At 36.9% G+C, this 19,386-nt stretch carries 17 protein-coding genes and 1 pseudogene; 15 read left to right on the top strand and 3 right to left on the bottom strand.

The window, feature by feature from the left end; genetic code table 11:
• Positions 1-128: 128 nt before the first annotated feature.
• From ABC255_RS19490 to ABC255_RS19475, 4 genes are all read left to right on the top strand, one after another.
• Complete coding sequence (locus ABC255_RS19490) at positions 129-272, top strand: hypothetical protein (protein WP_412996112.1); 144 nt, start codon at positions 129-131, stop codon at positions 270-272.
• Positions 273-416: 144 nt separating this feature from the next.
• Positions 417-1,073 carry a hypothetical protein gene (locus tag ABC255_RS19485; protein ID WP_412996110.1) on the top strand — a complete coding sequence of 219 codons (657 nt, stop codon included), beginning with the start codon at positions 417-419 and terminating at the stop codon, positions 1,071-1,073.
• 248 nt (positions 1,074-1,321) lie between these two features.
• Positions 1,322-3,106, top strand: a complete 1,785-nt coding sequence (locus ABC255_RS19480; protein WP_412996108.1) for an ABC transporter ATP-binding protein — start codon at positions 1,322-1,324, stop codon at positions 3,104-3,106.
• Between the two features lie 23 nt (positions 3,107-3,129).
• Entirely contained in the window at positions 3,130-4,896 is a 1,767-nt protein-coding gene (locus tag ABC255_RS19475; RefSeq protein ID WP_412996106.1) for an ABC transporter ATP-binding protein, read from the top strand.
• Positions 4,897-4,942: 46 nt separating this feature from the next.
• Here the strand turns inward: ABC255_RS19475 and ABC255_RS19470 are convergent, their stop codons facing one another.
• Positions 4,943-5,791 carry an AraC family transcriptional regulator gene (locus tag ABC255_RS19470; RefSeq protein ID WP_412996103.1) on the bottom strand — a complete coding sequence of 283 codons (849 nt, stop codon included), beginning with the start codon at positions 5,789-5,791 and terminating at the stop codon, positions 4,943-4,945.
• Between the two features lie 234 nt (positions 5,792-6,025).
• Between ABC255_RS19470 and ABC255_RS19465 the strand changes: the two genes are divergently transcribed.
• Positions 6,026-6,718 carry a response regulator transcription factor gene (locus ABC255_RS19465; RefSeq protein ID WP_335536418.1) on the top strand — a complete coding sequence of 231 codons (693 nt, stop codon included), beginning with the start codon at positions 6,026-6,028 and terminating at the stop codon, positions 6,716-6,718.
• Positions 6,696-8,942: a histidine kinase dimerization/phospho-acceptor domain-containing protein gene (locus tag ABC255_RS19460; RefSeq protein WP_412996101.1), complete on the top strand. Its 2,247-nt coding sequence runs from the start codon at positions 6,696-6,698 to the stop codon at positions 8,940-8,942. The genes ABC255_RS19465 and ABC255_RS19460 overlap by 23 nt, the downstream gene beginning before the upstream one ends.
• 43 nt (positions 8,943-8,985) lie before the next feature.
• On the opposite strand, the gene ABC255_RS19455 is transcribed toward ABC255_RS19460, so the two are convergent.
• Positions 8,986-9,552, bottom strand: a complete 567-nt coding sequence (locus tag ABC255_RS19455) for a cysteine dioxygenase (protein ID WP_412996099.1) — start codon at positions 9,550-9,552, stop codon at positions 8,986-8,988.
• Between the two features lie 21 nt (positions 9,553-9,573).
• Complete coding sequence (locus tag ABC255_RS19450; protein ID WP_412996097.1) at positions 9,574-10,491, bottom strand: DMT family transporter; 918 nt, start codon at positions 10,489-10,491, stop codon at positions 9,574-9,576.
• Positions 10,492-10,641: 150 nt separating this feature from the next.
• Here ABC255_RS19450 and ABC255_RS19445 point away from each other — a divergent pair, with 150 nt between their 5' ends.
• The 9 genes and pseudogenes from ABC255_RS19445 (at position 10,642) to sda (ending at position 19,228) form a co-directional block, all read left to right on the top strand.
• Positions 10,642-11,331: a DUF4145 domain-containing protein gene (locus ABC255_RS19445; protein WP_412996095.1), complete on the top strand. Its 690-nt coding sequence runs from the start codon at positions 10,642-10,644 to the stop codon at positions 11,329-11,331.
• A 415-nt stretch (positions 11,332-11,746) separates the two neighbouring features.
• Complete coding sequence (locus ABC255_RS19440; RefSeq protein ID WP_412996094.1) at positions 11,747-12,100, top strand: hypothetical protein; 354 nt, start codon at positions 11,747-11,749, stop codon at positions 12,098-12,100.
• A gap of 232 nt (positions 12,101-12,332) precedes the next feature.
• Positions 12,333-12,755: pseudogene (locus ABC255_RS19435) on the top strand (PTS sugar transporter subunit IIA); the annotation flags it as partial.
• A 155-nt stretch (positions 12,756-12,910) separates the two neighbouring features.
• On the top strand, positions 12,911-13,627 hold the full coding sequence (locus tag ABC255_RS19430) for a (Fe-S)-binding protein (RefSeq protein WP_412996090.1): 717 nt from the start codon (positions 12,911-12,913) through the stop codon (positions 13,625-13,627).
• A gap of 72 nt (positions 13,628-13,699) precedes the next feature.
• A complete protein-coding gene (locus ABC255_RS19425; protein WP_412996089.1) occupies positions 13,700-15,124 on the top strand; it encodes a LutB/LldF family L-lactate oxidation iron-sulfur protein in 1,425 nt (474 codons plus the stop codon).
• A 1-nt stretch (position 15,125) separates the two neighbouring features.
• Positions 15,126-15,845, top strand: coding sequence for a LutC/YkgG family protein (locus ABC255_RS19420; RefSeq protein WP_412996087.1), 720 nt, complete (start codon positions 15,126-15,128; stop codon positions 15,843-15,845).
• A 24-nt stretch (positions 15,846-15,869) separates the two neighbouring features.
• Complete coding sequence (locus tag ABC255_RS19415) at positions 15,870-16,835, top strand: Gfo/Idh/MocA family protein (RefSeq protein WP_412996086.1); 966 nt, start codon at positions 15,870-15,872, stop codon at positions 16,833-16,835.
• A 171-nt stretch (positions 16,836-17,006) separates the two neighbouring features.
• Positions 17,007-19,076: a bifunctional aldolase/short-chain dehydrogenase gene (locus ABC255_RS19410; RefSeq protein ID WP_412996084.1), complete on the top strand. Its 2,070-nt coding sequence runs from the start codon at positions 17,007-17,009 to the stop codon at positions 19,074-19,076.
• Positions 19,077-19,102: 26 nt separating this feature from the next.
• Positions 19,103-19,228 carry a sporulation histidine kinase inhibitor Sda gene (sda, locus tag ABC255_RS19405; protein ID WP_412996082.1) on the top strand — a complete coding sequence of 42 codons (126 nt, stop codon included), beginning with the start codon at positions 19,103-19,105 and terminating at the stop codon, positions 19,226-19,228.
• Positions 19,229-19,386 lie beyond the last annotated feature (158 nt).

Raw genomic sequence — 19,386 nt, 5'->3', positions numbered from 1 at the left:
TATTAGTTGAAGTTAGAATGTAATTAGATATATGAGTGAGATGAGTTATTATATATGTAAATTACATATATGAGTAACGCATAAATGCAGTCCTGAAAATTTGTTATATGACCAATGGAGGGATCTTTATGAGTGACCAAGAAGAAATTCTACTTCTTAAAACTTCTAGTATTCTCAAGAAAGATACAAGTATGATGAAGCTTAACGATATCATTCAAGAACTAGTAAATGTAATTGAATCTAATTCTGAGATTGATACGAACAATAGGTAGGAAATGTATCTAAATCAATGAATGAAGCAAACAATCCTCATTGATGATAGTGAAGATTTTTAATTGAGCTCTATTTCCCTTCATTTGAAAAGAAGGATTCCATAGAGAAATAAAAATAAAAGTAGAAACTAAGGAGGAACGAAAATGACTAAAACATTAACAAAGAAAGAGGACAAAGCTCCAGAATTAGAAGCAAAAACACAAATGAAAGCTGAAGTTCAAGAAGAAGTAGTTTTATCTAATCCATACGTAGAAGAAAAAAATATACAATCGAAAAATGAAGCTCAAGAAGAAGCAGTTGTATCCAATTCATATGTAGAAACAATTTGGGGGCAATACGAACAAATGTTTGATCAAGCAAGACAGCTCCGCGAAAGCAGTGAAGAAGCTTATCTTAAATCTGTAAAAGATGTAATTAAGCTCAATAAAGACTTTAGAAAATCAATCTTTGATTTATATCCAGAATCAAGAAAGTCAAACAGGGAAATCGTCAATGGTTTACCCGGTAATTTTGAAAAAAATGACGGATTAAACCAGTATACACAGCAAGTGGAAGACATTTCTGACCGAGTAGAGAATCTGGTGATGACACCAATCAAATTCACTGTTAATCTTATCGAATCTATAGAAAAAAACGTCGAAGAAAGTAGTGAAGCGTATGTTCGCTATTCACGTGAAAGCCAGAGAGTCTGGGGAAAAGTGACCAATGAATATATGAAAATAGCAAAAAATAATCATAAAATGCTGGTAAATCAACTTGAAGAAAGCGTAAAGGTACTCGTTGGTACAAATAGAAACTAAAGGATTGTTTGTTAGAATGGTCTTCTTTCAATGTCTTGTTTATATAGTTAATGGTTAGAGAATCAATTCTAAAAAAGTATAATGAAAATAATAAAGTAGAAACGTTTCAGCGCCTTATATGGGTGTCCAAACGTTTCTATTTTTGTTTATAAAGCATGATAATCCATGAAAGATGATGGGGAAATCCATTGTGATTGGTTGAAGGGTGCGTTATTCTAAGCATATTCCTTTATGCAGGAGGGGGTATGATGAGTATTAAACCTATCTTTAAGGAGCATTTTGTGCTACATAAATGGAGTTATTTGCTGGGCACCAGCCTTTTAACCGTCTCTCTTGTTTTGCAATTATTTGTTCCCGTTTTATTAAAAAAGTTTACGGATGGGCTCCAAAATGAATCCATTCTTGTTTCTGATTTATCGGAGTTGTCTCTATGGTTTGTTATTGTCGGACTCGGTGCTTTTTTATTTCGGTCGAGTGGTCGCATATATATATTCAAGATGTCAAGAATCCTAGAGCGGGACTTAAGGAGTTTATTGTTTTCACATTGGGAGAGATTGCAGGCTGAATATTATCAAAACCAGCGAATTGGGAATCTAATGGCTCATGCTGTAAACGATGTCAATATCATGAGGCAGATCGTTATGCAGGGATATTTTCAGATGGTCGAAGCTGCCGTGCTCATTTCGATTTCTGTATTCATGATGGCAAGTACGATTCATCTCTATTTAACGTTACTGGTCCTTGTACCTTTACCAGGGTTAACGTATATAGCCTATCGTTTCCGTTCAAAGATTCAAACGCATTCCTTAAAAGTACAAGAAGCGATCGGGACATTGACAAGCAGAGTTCAAGAATTTTGTTCGGGAATTAGTGTTATCAAAACCTATATCCAAGAGGAAGAAGAACGAAAGAAGTTTACAAACGATAATCAAGGCAATGTCGAGGTCAATAAACAGTTAATTCGTGCAAATTCGCTGTTCACCTCGATAAGTCAAGGAATTGTCGGACTAAGTTATTTAATTTCCATCGTATTTGGCTCCATTTTAGTGATGAAGAATACCATTTCTCTCGGTGACTTTGTTGCTTTTAATACCTATTTATCATTGTTGATTGCCCCGATTGAGAACATAGGAAAGGTCATAAATCTCCTTCAGCAGGGTAAAGCCGCAGATAACCGAATTCGTCATGTTTTGTCCACGGAACCTGCTATACAAGATGCAGATGGGATAACCCCTATCACCTCTATTCAAGGAAATATTATAATAAATAATTTATCTTTTAAGTATCAAAGGAGTAAAGAGAAAGCATTAAAGAATATTAATGTTTCCATCCCAAAAGGAACTAGTTTAGCCATTGTCGGAAAAGTAGGAAGTGGAAAATCAACCTTAGTCAATCTGTTCTTACGTTTATATAATCCTCCCGAAAATTCAATTTTTATCGATGATCTTGATATCCGAGATGTGCCATTAAAAACCCTTCGGGCATCAGTTGCATACGTACCACAAGACAATTTTTTATTTTCCTCTTCCATAAAAGAAAATATTGCCTTTGACCCAAATCCCTACAAAGATGAACAGGTATTACATGCTGCAAGGCAAGCCCATGTTTATGAAGATATTATGGATCTCCCTGATAATTTTGACACTGAATTAGGAGAAAGGGGGCTTTCTTTATCAGGTGGACAACGTCAGCGTGTTAGTATCGCAAGAGCATTAATAAAACCTTCTCCTATTATCATTTTTGATGACAGCCTATCAGCGGTAGATTCTAAAACAGAAACCAATATTTTAAACACACTGAGAACACAAATGAAAAGTCGAACTTCCATCATCATTAGCCATCGAATTTCTACAATACAGGAAGCCGATCAAATCATTGTTTTAGATAAAGGGGAGATTGTCGAAAGGGGCACGCATCAATCACTTTTAAAGCAGGATGGAATTTACAAAAAAATGTTTACTCAGCAAACAACGGAGATTACGAGTCCAACACTTAATGGAAGAAAATTCATCATTAAGAAAAGGAGGAGATAAACATTCGAAGTATAAAAAAGGGTATGCATCCCGCAATAGGTGACCGTCAATTATTAAAAGGTATGCTGATGTTCGCAAAACCCTATCGAAAACTCCTCTTTTTTTCATTATTGCTGACAGTCTTTATTGTAATAGCCAGTTTAGCTCAGCCGTTTATTATTAAAGTGGCAATCGACTCTTACATCAAGATGAACGATTATCAAGGGATGATGTTTTTGGGCATTATCTATTTCTTATTGATCATGGTTTCTTCTATTTGTACCTATTTCCAAAATAATACCCTTCAATTTACAGGGCAGTATGTAATATATGATTTTCGCCAAGCCATTTTTAAGCACTTATCCCTTATGCAGATGGATTTTTTTAGGAAAAACCCGATTGGCAGATTAGTAACAAGGATTACCCATGATGTTGAATCGCTGAACCAACTATACTCTCAAGTCATTGTGAACTTAGTAAAAGAAGTTTTGATTCTGATTGGAATCATCGCCCTAATGTTATATATGAGTGTAAAACTAACCCTGATTTGCTTTTTAGTCATACCAGTCATAGCTATCGTCACCTTTTATTTTAAAAGGGTATTACGTGATACACAGAGGAAGCTAAGAACGCTTCTTTCATCACTTCTTTCCTATCTAGCTGAAAATCTCTCCGGGATGAGTGTCATTCAACTATTTGCCCGTGAAGGAAAACAGCTGGAACGCTTTAATGAATTAAATGAGGAGCATTATCAAGCTGGGATGCGTCAAACGGTAATCAATTCTATCTTTAATCCTTCTATCGGGTTATTTGGAAATATTTCGCTTGCGCTTTTAGTTTGGTATGGAGGAAGAAGTGTAGTAGATGGAAGTATCACCTTTGGTACTGTGTATGCGTTTACTCATTATGTTAGGCAGTTTTTTGAACCACTCAGAGGATTAGCAGACAGGTTTAATCAAATACAGGCCGCTCTTGCTTCAGCTGAACGGATTTTTGAAACCTTAGAAACAGAACCAACAATCGTAAACCCTGTGAATCCTAAGGAACTTCCAGAAAAAGTGAAGGGTAACATTGTTTTTCAACATGTATGGTTTGCTTATAAAAATGAAGAATGGGTATTAAAGGATGTTCATTTTAGGATTAATCAAGGAGAAACAGTAGGTGTTGTCGGTGCCACAGGTGCCGGTAAAAGTTCGATCATTCAACTCATTAATCGATTTTATGATAATCAAAAGGGGATAATCAGCCTCGATGGAATAAACATTAAAGATGTTCATTTAAACGACCTTAGAAGACACATTGGAATCATTCAACAAGACGCTTTTGTCTTTTCAGGAACTGTATTTGACAATATTCGTTTGAATCATACCCATGTTAGTAATGAAGAAATCATAAAAGCAGCGAAGGCTGTAAACATTGATTCTTTTTTTAGAATGCTGCCTCAAGGATATAACACCATGCTGGGAGAGGAAGGAACCGTATTGTCTGCGGGACAAAAGCAGCTGCTCTCCTTTTTAAGGGCAATGATCGCAGACAATGATGTACTTATACTTGATGAAGCGACAGCCAATATTGATACAGAAACAGAACAAGCGGTTCAAGGAGCCTTAAGAGAAATGTCCAAGAATCGAACAACCATAATCATTGCACATCGACTTTCCACCATCCAGCATGCAGATAAAATTATTGTCTTAGACAAAGGTAGAATTGTAGAAATGGGAAATCATCAACAGCTGATAAATAACCAATCAGTGTACTTTCAATTATGCCAGAATCTGAGTAAAAGGAAGACTTTAAAAGTTAAACTTTAAGATGAAATGGTAAAAAGGATGGTCTTAAATCTGAACCATCCTTTTTCTATTGGTCTAATAATTTTTGCTCATCACTGAATTGACTAGGAGAGACTCTAACTATTTTTTTAAAAATTCGACTGAAATAGAGTTCATCCTCGTAACCGACATTTTGACTTACCTCTTTGACCCTTATATCAGAATGTGCCAGAAGCTCCTTTGCACGGTCAAGCCGTAAATGGGTTAAATATTCAATCGGACTGTAGCCGGTATTTTTTTTGAAAAGTCTGGAATAGTGACTTTTACTTAAGCCTGCCATCTTTGCCAAGTCTGTTAAGGTTATAGCCTGGTGATAATGATGACCAATATAATCAATTGTTTCTTCAATTACTTGTCTTGTGTCCTTAGAAATCGTTTGAGCATGAAAGTCCTGTATCAAGGTTAGTAATAGTTCTTGAAATAAGATCTTTTGTCTAAATGCAATTGTTGAACCTCTACGTTTAGACAAAGAATGGATTTCATCGAATAAAAGTGCCACACCAGAACTGTTTTTAATCGGATAAACCCCGTCTAGTGGAAAGGATATTTCCTGAGGCTGTTTGAAATGCCATTGCTCTTTTTTCTCAAAGGCACCTGCATGAGTAAACCGTATAAAATAAAACTCTAGCGGATTTGAAGTTGAAGATTTTTTGTCATATATCATCCCAGGTGTAAAAACAATCAGTTTCCCAGGCGTAAGGTCATTTTTTTTACCATTTATTATTAGTTCTCCAGTTCCTTTCGTGATAAACCAAAGGGAGTGGTAAAGGGGCTTTTTCCCTTTTTTACTCCAATTGGGAGGACAAGTTTTGTAACCTGCTAACAATAAGGAAAATGTTAACTCATTTAGTTTAGATGTTAGGCTGCCAAGATTCATACACAAAGAGCTTCATCCTTTACTGATAGATTGCTATTTTAGATTAACTATACGCTTGAAATACAAAAATATACTATGTTGTAAATACTTTGGTAGAATCAAAAGGGAAGCTTGTTATAAAAATCTTAAGAAAATCTTCATTTTTCTCCTACTTTAAACTTAAGAAATATTGATTATACTAGACACATTCAATACAAACGAAACGTCTGAAATTGGAAAGGGGGGGATTTTTTTATGAATCAATATACTGTGTTGGTGGTAGATGACGATAAAGAAATTCGTGATGGGATTGAAATCTACTTGAAAAATGAGGGTCTTAGAGTATTTAAGGCACAGGATGGCTTTGAAGCACTGGAAATTTTAAATGAACAAGAGGTACATTTGATTCTACTGGATATCATGATGCCGCGCATGGATGGGATTTCGGCAACATTTAAAATACGTGAACAAAAAAATATTCCCATCATTATCTTAAGTGCAAAAAGTGAAGATACGGATAAGATTTTAGGCTTGCAGATTGGCGCGGATGATTATGTAACAAAACCTTTTAATCCATTGGAACTTATTGCCAGGGTAAAATCCCAGCTTAGAAGGTATGTGACATTAGGTCAATTTGATCAGAAAAATAAAACCATTGATTTAAATGGTTTAACGATTGACCAAGAAGCAAAAGAAGTTGCGGTAAATGGCGAACGTGTGAAATTAACACCGATTGAATATAAAATTGTAGAATTGCTAATGGTCAATGCTGGCCGTGTGTTTTCCATCTCTGATATATATGAGAGGGTTTGGAAAGAACCTTGCTACAATGCGGAAAACACGGTAGCAGTGCATATTCGTAAAATACGAGAAAAAATAGAAATCGACCCAAAAAATCCGAGGTATTTAAAGGTGGTGTGGGGCATTGGATACAAAATGGAGAAATAGATTAATAATTATCGGATGGTTCGTATTGTTTGCATTTGGTGTGAGTGGTGTTATATCTGCATTAATTAATGAAAATGATTATTATCAGCGAAATTACTTTAAAACATCACAATTTCAGAGTGAACTTGAGAATCTAACAAAATATATCCAAGCCTTTGATATTAATGGCCAATCAAAGGAAGAAATGAAAAAGGCTATTACAGTATCAAAGGAGGAAATACAGAATAAACGGGACGAATTGGGTGATTTAACTGAACTAATTAGTGACATTGAATTGCAGTATCAATCTAGAATAGATGCAGCGAAAGCGAATGAAAACGATAAGATTGCTGATATTTATATCAAGGAACGCGATCAAAAGATTGATGAACTCACTAAAAACTTAGAAACTGATGAAAATATCCAGAAAAGTATCATAGAAGAAAAAGAAAAAAATATCGATGAGTATTTCAAAGAGCTAGAAAGTTATCGTCAGGAGTATGAAAATTATCAAGAGGCATTTGTTTATTATTTAAAAAATACAGAAACAGGTCAAATATATACCAATCTTTCAACAAAGAATACAAAATCAGTTGACCAATCTATAAACAATGAAACAATGTATTATATTCAGAGCTATCCAACCAGAGAAAATGGTTATCTTGTCTTTAATGAAGGACCAGTAGTCAACGGATCTGAGAATCTGTCTGACCTTCTACAAACCAACTCCAATGATCGATATGAAGGAAAAATAGGGGTATCCAAAAATACTCCAGTAACTAATATGATCATGCAGAATTATCATAATTATGATAATCAAAGAATTTTCTACTGGATTTATACTTTAGCCGGGATACTTGCATTAGCGGGAAGTGGAATTATAGGAAAGAGAATTGCAGTTATCGAGAAAATAGCACCAAGTAAATGGCAGAGTAAATATAACAATATTCCATTTGATATTGCTTTAATTTTACAGGGGATATCTGTCATAACCTCCATGGCTTTAATAGATAGTACATCCTATATCTATTTTAACATTCATGCCGATGATATCGTCATCAATCTTGTATTTTTAACGATAATTATTGGATTAACGCTGGTCCAAGCCATCTACCTGTATAACAGACTTAAAACGATTCGCTCTGACAAGATTGTTTGGCAAAAGACGATTATTGGCCGCGTGTTAAGAAATATAAGATATTTCTTTGCTAGTATCATTAACGTATTTCGAAATGCTTTCCTAAATCGAAGGGTGGGAACGCAAGTTTTCTTACTATTGACCATTGTTTTTTTCTTTGGACTCTTAACGGCACTCATTTTTATTGACGAGGATTTTTTAGCGCTTTATATTCCTGCGATTTTGATTATCGGGGTGCCACTCTTTATCCTCATTATCAAAAGAACTGGTTATTTTAATCAAATCCTTTTAAATGCTTCGGCATTGGCAAAGGGTGAGTTCAAACCTGATTTAACTATTATTGGGAGATCAGTTTTCGCCAAGCTTGCAGAAGATATTAATCAAATGAAACACGGTGTGAAACAATCACAAAATGCCCAAGCCAAAAGCGAAAGGCTAAAAACCGAATTAATCACAAATGTCAGTCATGATTTACGCACACCCCTAACTTCCATAATTACGTATTCGGACCTTCTAAAGAATCCTGAGTTAACAGAGGATGAGAGAAATGCGTATATTGAAATTATTGATCGTAAGTCAAAACGCTTAAAGGTATTAATCGATGATCTTTTTGAGGCATCCAAAATGGCCAGCGGAGCGATTGAGCTGACAAAAGAAAAGGTCGACATCGTCCAATTGCTTCAACAATCACTAGCGGAGTACAATGAAACCATGGAAGCGTCTCAGGTCCAGTTTCGGGTATCAAATCCAGACCATCCCGTTTATGCTTTTGTTGATGGGCAGAAACTTTGGCGGGTATTTGATAATATTATTGGAAATATAGCTAAATATTCATTAGCGAACACAAGAGCTTATATTCATGTACAAAAGGAGAATCATCAAGTTAGGATTACCTTTAAAAATGTCTCGAAATATGAGCTAAGTGAGAATATCGATGAATTATTTGAACGGTTTAAACGTGGTGATGAATCACGCCATACGGAAGGATCTGGTCTGGGTCTTGCTATTGCAAAGTCAATCATTGATTTACATGAGGGTACTTTAGATATAGATGTTGATGGAGACTTATTTAAAGTGACGGTTATATTAAGTATTATTGATAATTGAAATTTAGATAGTTAAAAACACCATGAGAACTTGATTCAAGGACTCATGGTGTTTTCTTTTTACTTAATTTTATCTCTTTTAGCTTCTGATATTTTTCATCTGGCCACCATGCCCCGCAATCATCGGATACCACACATGCCGCACATTTTTCTAAGTCATAGACCAACATACCGGTAATGGGCGGGGAATAAAGATGGAGGGTCACCATATCTGTATCGTTTGAGGCTTTCATTTTATGGACAGCTTTTTTTGGTGCATAAAAATATTGCCCTTTATGGTGGTATTGATAAAACAATTCTTTAGGTAAATGATCAGCTTTAACTTCATATACAGAATTAAGAGAAGTGCCGGATATCACTTGGATCCAGCCATGGGAATTACCATGATCATGAGGAGCACACTCCAACTGAGACCAATTCATCACAAGCAGCTCGACTTCATCATTTTTATATAAAAGCTTTCGATTATAAGGTTTTCCTTCAGAAGGTTCTGGCAGATGTGCAAGATCATCAAGTTTCAAATCTATTTGTAACAATGCATTCTTCAGGTCGGCTTTAGATGGACTTTTTAAGGAATCTAATACATGCTTAATCTTCGCTGTCAAAGTCATAAAGCTCTCCTCCTATAGCCGTTATTTTTTTATAAAGCGTAACAACATAGGCACAAGCTGACCGTTAACGATAATCACTCCTATAATAATTATGATGCCTCCCGCAACACTTATGAGTAAAACTTTTTCATTTAATAGCAGAACCGCAGCAATTAAGGTTGCAATGGGCTCTAAATAGAGAAACATGGAAACCTTGGATGCCTCTAGTACCTCAAGTGATTTTCCCCAATACCAATAAGCAATACCCGATACAAAAACACCAAGGAACAACAAATGAGCCCACTCTGAATGATTTAACATTGAAAGGTCTTCCCAGCCTCTATTTCGGATAATAAAAGGTGTAGTAAGAATCAAGCCAAGTAAACACATATAAAACGTTACGACGAGAGGGGGGTAAGGAATTTTTAAACTTTTTAAAAGCACAGAATAAATAGCCCAATTTAACGTGCTCAGGACCATAAGAAGGAAGCCTATATTCATGGTGAACTGAATAGATTGTCCAGTTCTTGTCGTTGAGATAATCAGCACACCGGTTACTGCCAATACCATACCAACTGCTTTGGGAATACTCATCTTTTCGTGCAAAAAAAGCATCGAAAGAATCACGGTAAAGACAGGTGAAAACGATATGAGCCAGCCAGCAGCAGAAGCATTTATTGTCAACAATGCTGTCGCCTGGAGCAGCTGATGAACAAAAACGCCAAGTATGCCTAGTACCAATAAATGCGGGACATATTTAATGGAGATCTGCAGGCGATGTCGTTGTAAAAGCAACAGCAGCAGCAAAAATAAAGCTCCAATTCCAAATCGAATAACAAGTAACGAATAAGGATCCAGTTTTCCAAGTACAGCTTTAGTGGAGACAAATGAAACGCCCCAAAAACTAATCGCCATTAACGCATACAGCGAAGCAGTAAACTTCGACTTATTATTAGTCATGCTGAACAGTCCTTTCAGCAAAAAAGATGGTTATTTTATCTTATGCTTGTCCTAATACAACATGATTTTTCTTTTTAGGGGAAAACTAACAATGTCTAGAGTACATCAAAAATTGTATTTATATAAGTGAAAAAGTAGGGAGGCTAAGGTATGAGAAGGATTAATCCTGGTTCCGTCAATTCTTACATTCGTTATGGAAATCTAAAAATACCAAAGAGCATACAAAGTGAGTGCCCTCAATGCAGAAATATGACGGAATTTATGATTAATGCAAACTTTCAAAGCAGCAAGAATGGATTGCTCACAGAGTCCAGTTGTCCTACGTGTAAAAAATCAACCGTATTTATTATTATGACAAAGGATGGTCAGGAAGAGCAAAATGAACATGCTGATACATATATCTATGACATCCAAGCCTCAAAACATCTAATTAATCATTTAGAAAGTCTACCTAATATACCAAAAGACCTTATTAGAGCTTATCGTTCAGCGATAAACGTATTTGAATCTAGAGAAAATTCAGCTACTGCAGTTATGTCTAAACGTGTTATTGAAAGTATCCTAAAACATTTTCTAAAAGAAAAAAGTAAAGGACAGCCTTTATCCCAGCAGCTTGAAATCCTCCCAAATCAAGTCGACCTAGCCAAACCGATACAATCCCTAAGCCACCTGCTCGCAACAGATGGATCCTTACATCGGATGCTTGAATTAGAAGCGGAAATGGATTACGAGACTACTGCTTTATTAATGGATTTGCTTGAAAGCCTCATTGAATATCTTTTTGTCCTGCCAGGTAAAATCGAAGTGACACACAGCAAAATTGCCAAAAAATTCAACTGAAAAAACCCCCAGGAATCAAAGTGGATGAACACGATTCAAGGGGGCTTTTTAGTATGGAGAAAGCAGTGAAAATTTTTTTTGTAATTCTAGGTCACCAAAAATATAAATCCTCTCCCCCCTTCATAAAATAGGACTATTAGTAGTAGGAGCGGTGGAGGGGATGTTTTTGGAAATAGTAAAATGTCCAGAGTGTAGGAACTTAAGATTATTTGTAGACGGTAAATGTATAAATTGTGGTTATTGTTCAAGTGTTAGAGCCTCAATAAATGCACTGTATTCAAAAGGTAAGCCCTCCAAATATGAACAATTCAAGTCCAGAAAAAAATCGAGAGTAAACGAGTAATTAATCAACGGTGTCATCCTTATATCCCAAAACATACACTCTATATAGAATTAATTTTGAGGAGAGGATAAAATGCGGCCCGAAATGCAAAAAGCAATTATCCTGGCAGAAAATATTATTGGTTTTATTAAATTTGTTCAAAATCAAAGAGATACAAACCATTTTAGAATTGAGAACAATAAATTATTGCAAATTAAATATCTGATCGAAGAATATAAGTTTCAAATAGTAGCAGATGAATTGATTAGAATAAACCAGTTTGATTGGAATGAAAAATACACACTATATTTAGTGGATCAATTCCACAAAGGAATTACCATCATTGATGAATACGTGAAAAATAACTACAACGAGTTATTTATTGTAACAGCGAGATTGTACACATTAAAGAACCTATGTAGCAGTTTTAGTAAACTAGCTTCATAACGATATAATATCCGCACAACCATCTCGTGCGGGTTATTTATTTTGAGGATAAAAAAATAAAGAGAATTTTAAAAGAACTGTCGAAAGCGTATGGTTTGAAAAATGAATAAAATTAGGTGAAAATAATATAAATGAATAACTTCGTACAAAAAGTTATCATTAGTATTTAAAAAGGCGGTATTTTTAAATGTTTAAAAATTTTTTCAAAAATAAAAAGGTAGAAATTGATACTACGATTTCTCAGCCATTGGAAGGGGAAATTGTCCCTCTAGATGTCGTTCCAGATCCCGTATTTTCTCAAAAAATGATTGGCGATGGTTTTGCTATTAATCCAACAAGTGGGACTGTTGTTTCTCCAGTTGATGGAGAAGTTATCAGTGTATTTCCGACCAAACATGCAGTAAGTCTGAAGTCTACGGATGGCAGGGAGATTTTAATTCATGTCGGGCTTGAAACAGTCACTCTAAATGGGGAAGGATTTACTTCGTTTGTAAGTGACGGCGAACGTGTCAAAAAGGGCCAAAAGCTGCTCGAAGCAGACTTGGAATTTATTAAAGAAAGAGTACCTTCCATTATTACGCCGGTCATCTTTACCAATTTGACAGAGAATGAAAAGGTGGTTATTGAAGCAGAAGGGGTAAAAATTATTAAATAAATTATCATTCGCCGAAAGAGTAAGCTTTTTAAGAGCTTGCTCTTTTTTATTTTTAAGAAAATTTGTTTAACTAGATTCAAAAATAAACAAACATATATTATAATAAAACAAAAACAAATAAAAATTAGTAGCTATTGAGCAAGGGGATGGAAAAGATGAAGGTAAGTTTATTTGCAACATGCCTTGTTGATATGTTTCAAAGCAATGTTGGTAAAGCGACTGTTGAGTTGCTTGAGAGACTGGGGTGTGAGATTGAATTCCCAGAATCACAGGTGTGCTGCGGGCAGCCGGCTTATAATAGTGGATATACAAAAGAGTCCAAAGAAGCGATGAAAAAGATGATTGATACCTTTAAGGATGCGGAATATGTCGTTTCTCCATCCGGTTCATGTGCTTTTATGTTTCATGAATATCCTCATGTTTTTAAAGGTGATCCTGTTTGGGAACCAAAAGCAAAGAAGTTAGCGGAGAAAACGTATGAACTAACACAATTTATTGTGGATGTTTTGAAGGTTGAAGATGTAGGAGCAAAATTGGAAGGTCATGCTACCTACCACACCTCCTGTCATATGACAAGATTGCTGGGAGTAAAGGAAGCTCCTATGATTCTATTAAAAAATGTAAAGGGGCTTAACTTTACTGAACTTCCTGGAAAAGAACAGTGCTGCGGATTTGGTGGAACCTTCTCGGTTAAAATGGCACAGATATCAGAGCAAATGGTCGATGAGAAAGTTTGCCATGTTGAAGATACAGGTGCAGATTATTTAATTGGTGCTGACGCCGGTTGTCTTATGAATATTGGCGGACGGATTGATCGGAAAGGTAAGCCGATAAAGGTTTTACACATTGCAGAGGTATTGAACAGTCGTTGATAACTTTATAGATTCTTAGAGTGTCCATGTTACCAGATTGATGGCTTTTAATAAAGGATGGGTGAATAGCGGATGGCTATGAAAATAGGCAATGAACAATTTAAAGACCGTGTCGATAAGGGGATTCATGATGATTTTATGCGTGGGGCCGTTTCCGGTGCACAGGATGGGATGGGTGTAAAAAGGCGCCTTGTGACGGAGGAACTGGGAAACTGGGAGGAATGGCGTTCACATGGAGAAGAAATTCGCCAGCATGTCCTTGAAAACTTAGATTATTATCTTGAGCAGCTTAGTGAAAATGTCGCAAAAAGAGGCGGGCATGTATTTTTTGCCCAAACAAAAGAAGAAGCAAATGACTATATTCGAGGGATTGTAAGACAGAAAAACGCGAAAAAGATTGTAAAATCGAAATCGATGGTAACCGAGGAAATCAGCTTAAATGCTGCGTTGGAACAAGAAGGCTGTGAGGTCATTGAAACCGACCTTGGTGAATACATTCTTCAAGTCGATGATCATGACCCGCCATCTCATATCGTAGTACCGGCGCTACATAAAAACAAAGAACAAATTCGCGACGTGTTTACTGACAAACTTGGCTACACGAAAACTTCAAAGCCAGAAGAATTGGCCTGGCATGCACGGGAAATGCTGCGAAATGATTATTTATCTGCTGATATTGGCATTACTGGATGTAATTTTGCCGTAGCGGAAACAGGCTCCTTTAGTTTAGTTACAAATGAAGGAAATGCAGATTTAGTTACAGCATTGCCAAAAACACAAATTACCGTAATGGGCATGGAACGGATTGTACCAACCTTCGAAGAAATGGAAGTATTGGTTTCCCTTTTAACAAGAAGTGCCGTTGGCCAGAAATTAACGAGTTATATTACTGTCCTTACAGGACCAAGAGAAGAATTAGATGTGGATGGTCCCGAGGAATTTCACCTTGTAATCGTTGATAATGGACGCTCTAAGATCCTAGGGGGAGAATTCCAGTCAGTCTTGCAATGTATTCGTTGTGCGGCGTGCGTAAATGTTTGTCCGGTCTACCGGCATGTTGGCGGTCATTCTTATGGTTCTATCTATTCGGGACCAATAGGGGCTGTGCTTTCTCCACTGCTCGGCGGTTATGATGAATTTAAAGAACTGCCATATGCTTCCACGCTTTGCGGAGCATGTACGGAAGTTTGCCCGGTGAAAATTCCATTGCATAACCTCCTTCACAAGCACAGAGAAGTAATTGTTGAAAAGGAAGGGAAGGCACCAATTTCTGAAAAACTAGCGATGAAAGCCTTTGGTTTAGGCGCAGCGTCACCGCTCCTTTATAAAATCGGTTCCAAGATTGCACCAACGGCGATGAATCCGTTTACGACTGGAGATAAAATCTCTAAGGGTCCTGGACCATTAAAAGCATGGACAGAGATTCGTGAGTTTCCAGCACCAAATAAAGAGAGATTTAGAGATTGGTTTAAAAATCGCGAAAAAGGGGGCAATTAAGATGACTGGTACCATACAAAATCGTGATTCATTCTTAAATAAAATTGCCAGCCAGCTTGGCCGGCCGCGGATTTCTACTAAGGTCGAAGTGCCAACATGGAAATTTAAACCACAGGATGAGGTATTAAAAGACGCAACACAAGATGAGCTTTTAGAAGTGTTAACAGAGCAATGTAAAAAAATCCATACAAGCATTTACTCCACTGACCTTAAAGATTTACGATCCACCCTTAACGAGGTAGTCTCCAATTTTGGCGGTGGTCCTATCGTCACTTGGAAGGATGAGCGGTTCTCAAAATGGGGGCTTGGTCCTTTAATGAAAGAAGAATGGCCAAGCCGAGATTATGATGTGTATGAATGGGATCATACAAAGGGTTCGGAAAATATTACAAAAGCGGAAAAGGCAAATGTCGGAATCACGATTAGTGAAATCACATTGGCCGAGTCAGGAACTGTTGTATTATTCAGTGATCAGGATAAGGGAAGAACAGTAAGCTTTTTACCAGCGACTTATATTGCACTAATTCCAAAAAGTACACTTGTACCAAGAATGACACAGGCGGCACAAAAAATGAGGGAAATACACGAAAAAACAGGTCAAGTAGCTTCATGTATCAATTTTATTACTGGACCAAGTAATTCAGCAGATATCGAATTAAATTTGGTGGTTGGCGTTCATGGACCAGTAAAGGCTTCTTATATCGTGATTAATGATTTATAACCGAAATACAAAGGGGCGATTTCCTTGAAAGTAGGGATTATTGGTACTGGTTGGTTTGCGAAAACGCATGCAGCAATATTGGGAGATATGGATGGAGTAGAGGTTACTGCCTTTTGTGGAACAAGTATTGAAAAGGCTGAAAAAGAAGCAAGAAACTGGTCAAATGCAATGGGTTTTTCAAATGTAGATGAGATGTTAGAGAAACAAAAACTCGATGCTGTTTATATTTGTGTACCACCTATGGCACATGGCGCAATTGAATTTGCTTTGATAGAGAGAAATATTCCATTTTTTATAGAAAAGCCTATAGGAATAGATGAACAGCCGCTTGAAATTGCGAAAAGATTAGAAGAAAAAGGCCTCATTACTTCTGTTGGGTACCACTGGCGTTATAAGGAAACCACGAAGAAAGCCTTGTCGTTACTTCAAGATCGTAAAGTTGGGATGGCCCTAGGATATTGGATGGGGGACATGCCAATGGTTCCGTGGTGGAGAGATGTAACTAAATCAGGGGGACAATTTGTTGAACAGACCACGCATATCGTTGACCTTTTACGTTTCTTGTGCGGTGATATTACCGAAGTGTATGCAGCCTATAGCAGCAAGATTATGCAGGAAAAAGTAGAAGGAACCACAGCGTCAGATGTTGGCAGTGTCACTATGAAACTTGAGAATGGCATGGTTGCGACCATATCCAATACTTGTATTCTGACAAATTCCAGTAAGGTCGGCTTGGATTTATTTACAGATGAAGGAATCATAGAGTTACGTAATGAGCATTTACGTGAAATTAAAGGTAAACAAATACTAGAACATAAAGAACAAGTTAATCCATATATTGCTGAAAATAAGATATTTCTAGAAGCAGTTAAAACTGGTAATCCCGCAGGAATATTATCAGACTACAAAGATTCTCTAAAAACCCACACCGTTACTCTTGCAGCCAATCGATCTGCTATAAGCGGTCAGCCAATAAAATTGGAATTTTAGCAACAGCTATAAAAAATGAGGTCGACAAGTATTTGAGCTTGTCGGCTTTTTATATAAGAATTCAAAAAAATAAAAAGATTTTTTACTTTGCTATTCAAAAATAAACAAAGATATATTATAATGAAACAGAAGATAACAAACATAATTACAAACAAACGGGGGAACTATTAAATGGTTAAGAACTTATGGGAAAGTGAAAAAGCTTCACAAGTAGCAAAAGGGGTAGAAGAATTAGTGTATCGTTCCAATTTGATTGGAACAGATCGTGCCGTATGTAACTGGGGTGGCGGCAATACTTCCATGAAGACAACGGAAAAAGACTTCCGTGGACGTGATATCGAGGTTATGTGGGTAAAGGGCAGCGGCTCTGACTTAGCAACGATGAAGGCTCAAAACTTTACGGGTCTAAATTTAGAGGATATTCGCCCATTATTTGAGCGTGATGAAATGACAGATGAAGATATGGTGGCATATCTTTCACATTGTATGATTGACAGCAAGCATCCAAGAGCTTCTATCGAAACATTATTACACGCTTTCTTACCATTCAAGCATGTGGACCATACGCACCCAGACGCTATCATTAGTCTTTGCTGTGCAGACAATGGTAAGCAGATTGCAGAAGAGATCTTTGGAAATCGTTTTGTTTGGGTACCATATGTACGCCCTGGCTTCACACTTTCAAAAATGATCGCAGAAGGTGTAAGAAATAATCCAAATGCAGAGCTTGTTTTAATGGAAAAACACGGACTTGTAACTTGGGGTGAAACTTCAGAAGAGTCCTATGCAAAAACAATTGATATTATCAATGAAGCGGAAAGCTTTATCACTGCAAAATCAAATGAAGAAACTGCTTTTGGCGGTCAAAAATATCAATCTCTTTCTGATGAAGATGCAACTAGTATTCTAGCAAAGGTTATGCCAATCATCCGTGGTGCGGTAAGTGAAGAAAAGAAAATGCTCTTAACGTATGATCGCGGTGAAGATGTGCTTCAATTTGTTAACAGCTATCAGGCACCAGAACTTTCACAAATCGGAGCAGCATGTCCAGACCATTTAGTTCACACAAAAATGGTTCCACTCTACATCAATTGGAATCCGCAAACAAAAGATGTTGAAAGCTTAATCGCAAGCATTAAAGAAGGAGTTGCAAGCTTCAAAGAAGGATACAAGGCTTACTTTGAGCGCAACAAAAACGAAGGCGACAAAATGTTTGAACCAGCTCCACGTGTTATTTTAATTCCTGGAGTAGGTATGGTAAATTCCGGTAAGGATGTAAATAACTCAAGAGTAAGCGGTGCTTTGTACCACCGTGCGATTGCGGTGATGAAAGGTTCAACAACTCTAGGAAACTTTGTTTCACTAAGTGAAAACGAATCTTACAACGTGGAATACTGGCCATTAGAATTATACAAATTGACTCTTGCTCCAGCTGAAGCTGAATTTTCTCGTAAAGTAGCATTCATCACTGGTGGTGCAGGCGGAATTGGTAGTGCGACAGCTCGTCGATTAGTATCTGAAGGTGCTCATGTTGTGTTAGCAGATTTAAATCTTGAAGGTGCAGAAAAAGTAGCGGCAGAAATTAACGAACAATACGGTGCTAACCGTGCCTTAGCTGTTAAGATGGACGTTACCAGCGAAGAGCAAGTGCAAGCAGCATTTGATCAAACAGCACTGACTTTTGGCGGCGCAGACATTATCGTTAACAATGCAGGTCTTGCGACATCTAGTCCATTTGACGAAACTACTCTTAAAGAGTGGAACTTAAACATGAATGTTTTAGGAACTGGCTATTTCTTAGTGGCACGTGAAGCATTCAAGCAAATGAAGGGTCAAGGCATTGGCGGTAATATGGTATTTATCGGTTCGAAAAACTCTGTTTACGCTGGTAAAAATGCAGCAGCATATAGCTCTGTAAAAGCACTTGAAACACACCTTGCAAGATGTATTGCAGCCGAAGGTGGAGAATTCGGAATTCGTGTTAACTCTGTTCTGCCAGATGCAGTTCTTCAAGGTTCTGCGATTTGGGGATCAAACTGGCGTGAAGAACGTGCGGCAGCGTACGGAATCCACCCAGATCAATTAGAAGAACACTACCGTAAGCGTACAACACTACTAGTTAATATCTACCCATCAGATATTGCTGAATCCATTGCATTCTTTGCTTCTTCGAAATCTGAAAAAACAACTGGTTGTATGTTAACCGTTGATGGCGGGGTACCAGCTGCGTTTACAAGATAATAAATTGAGTGGGTGCGAGAAAAAATATGCAAATCCTTAGCATTGATCATTTGTATGAGGTATTAGATAGAGCAGTAGAGTTAAACCTGAAACAAGAGTTTATTGATTTGCTAGTCAGTGAAATAGACAAAAAACAAAAATTTAAAAAGTAACAAAATCGAGACTCTCTATTGAACGGTAGAGAGTCTTTTCTTTTCCTTTTCATGTGTCTGTATAGGTCTAGATGGAAAAGCGGTTAAAAATCTTTTTTTCTAAGTAAAGATACCTAGTGGGAAGTGGGTATAAATATTCATTTTCTGACAAGCACTGA

The organism is Neobacillus canaveralius (genome assembly GCF_047237705.1).
In the GTDB taxonomy this organism is placed as follows: Bacteria; Bacillota; Bacilli; order Bacillales; family Cytobacillaceae; genus Neobacillus; species Neobacillus niacini_K.
The sequence above is the reverse complement of the archived record's forward strand: the minus strand, read 5'-3'. Positions and strand labels throughout refer to the sequence as shown.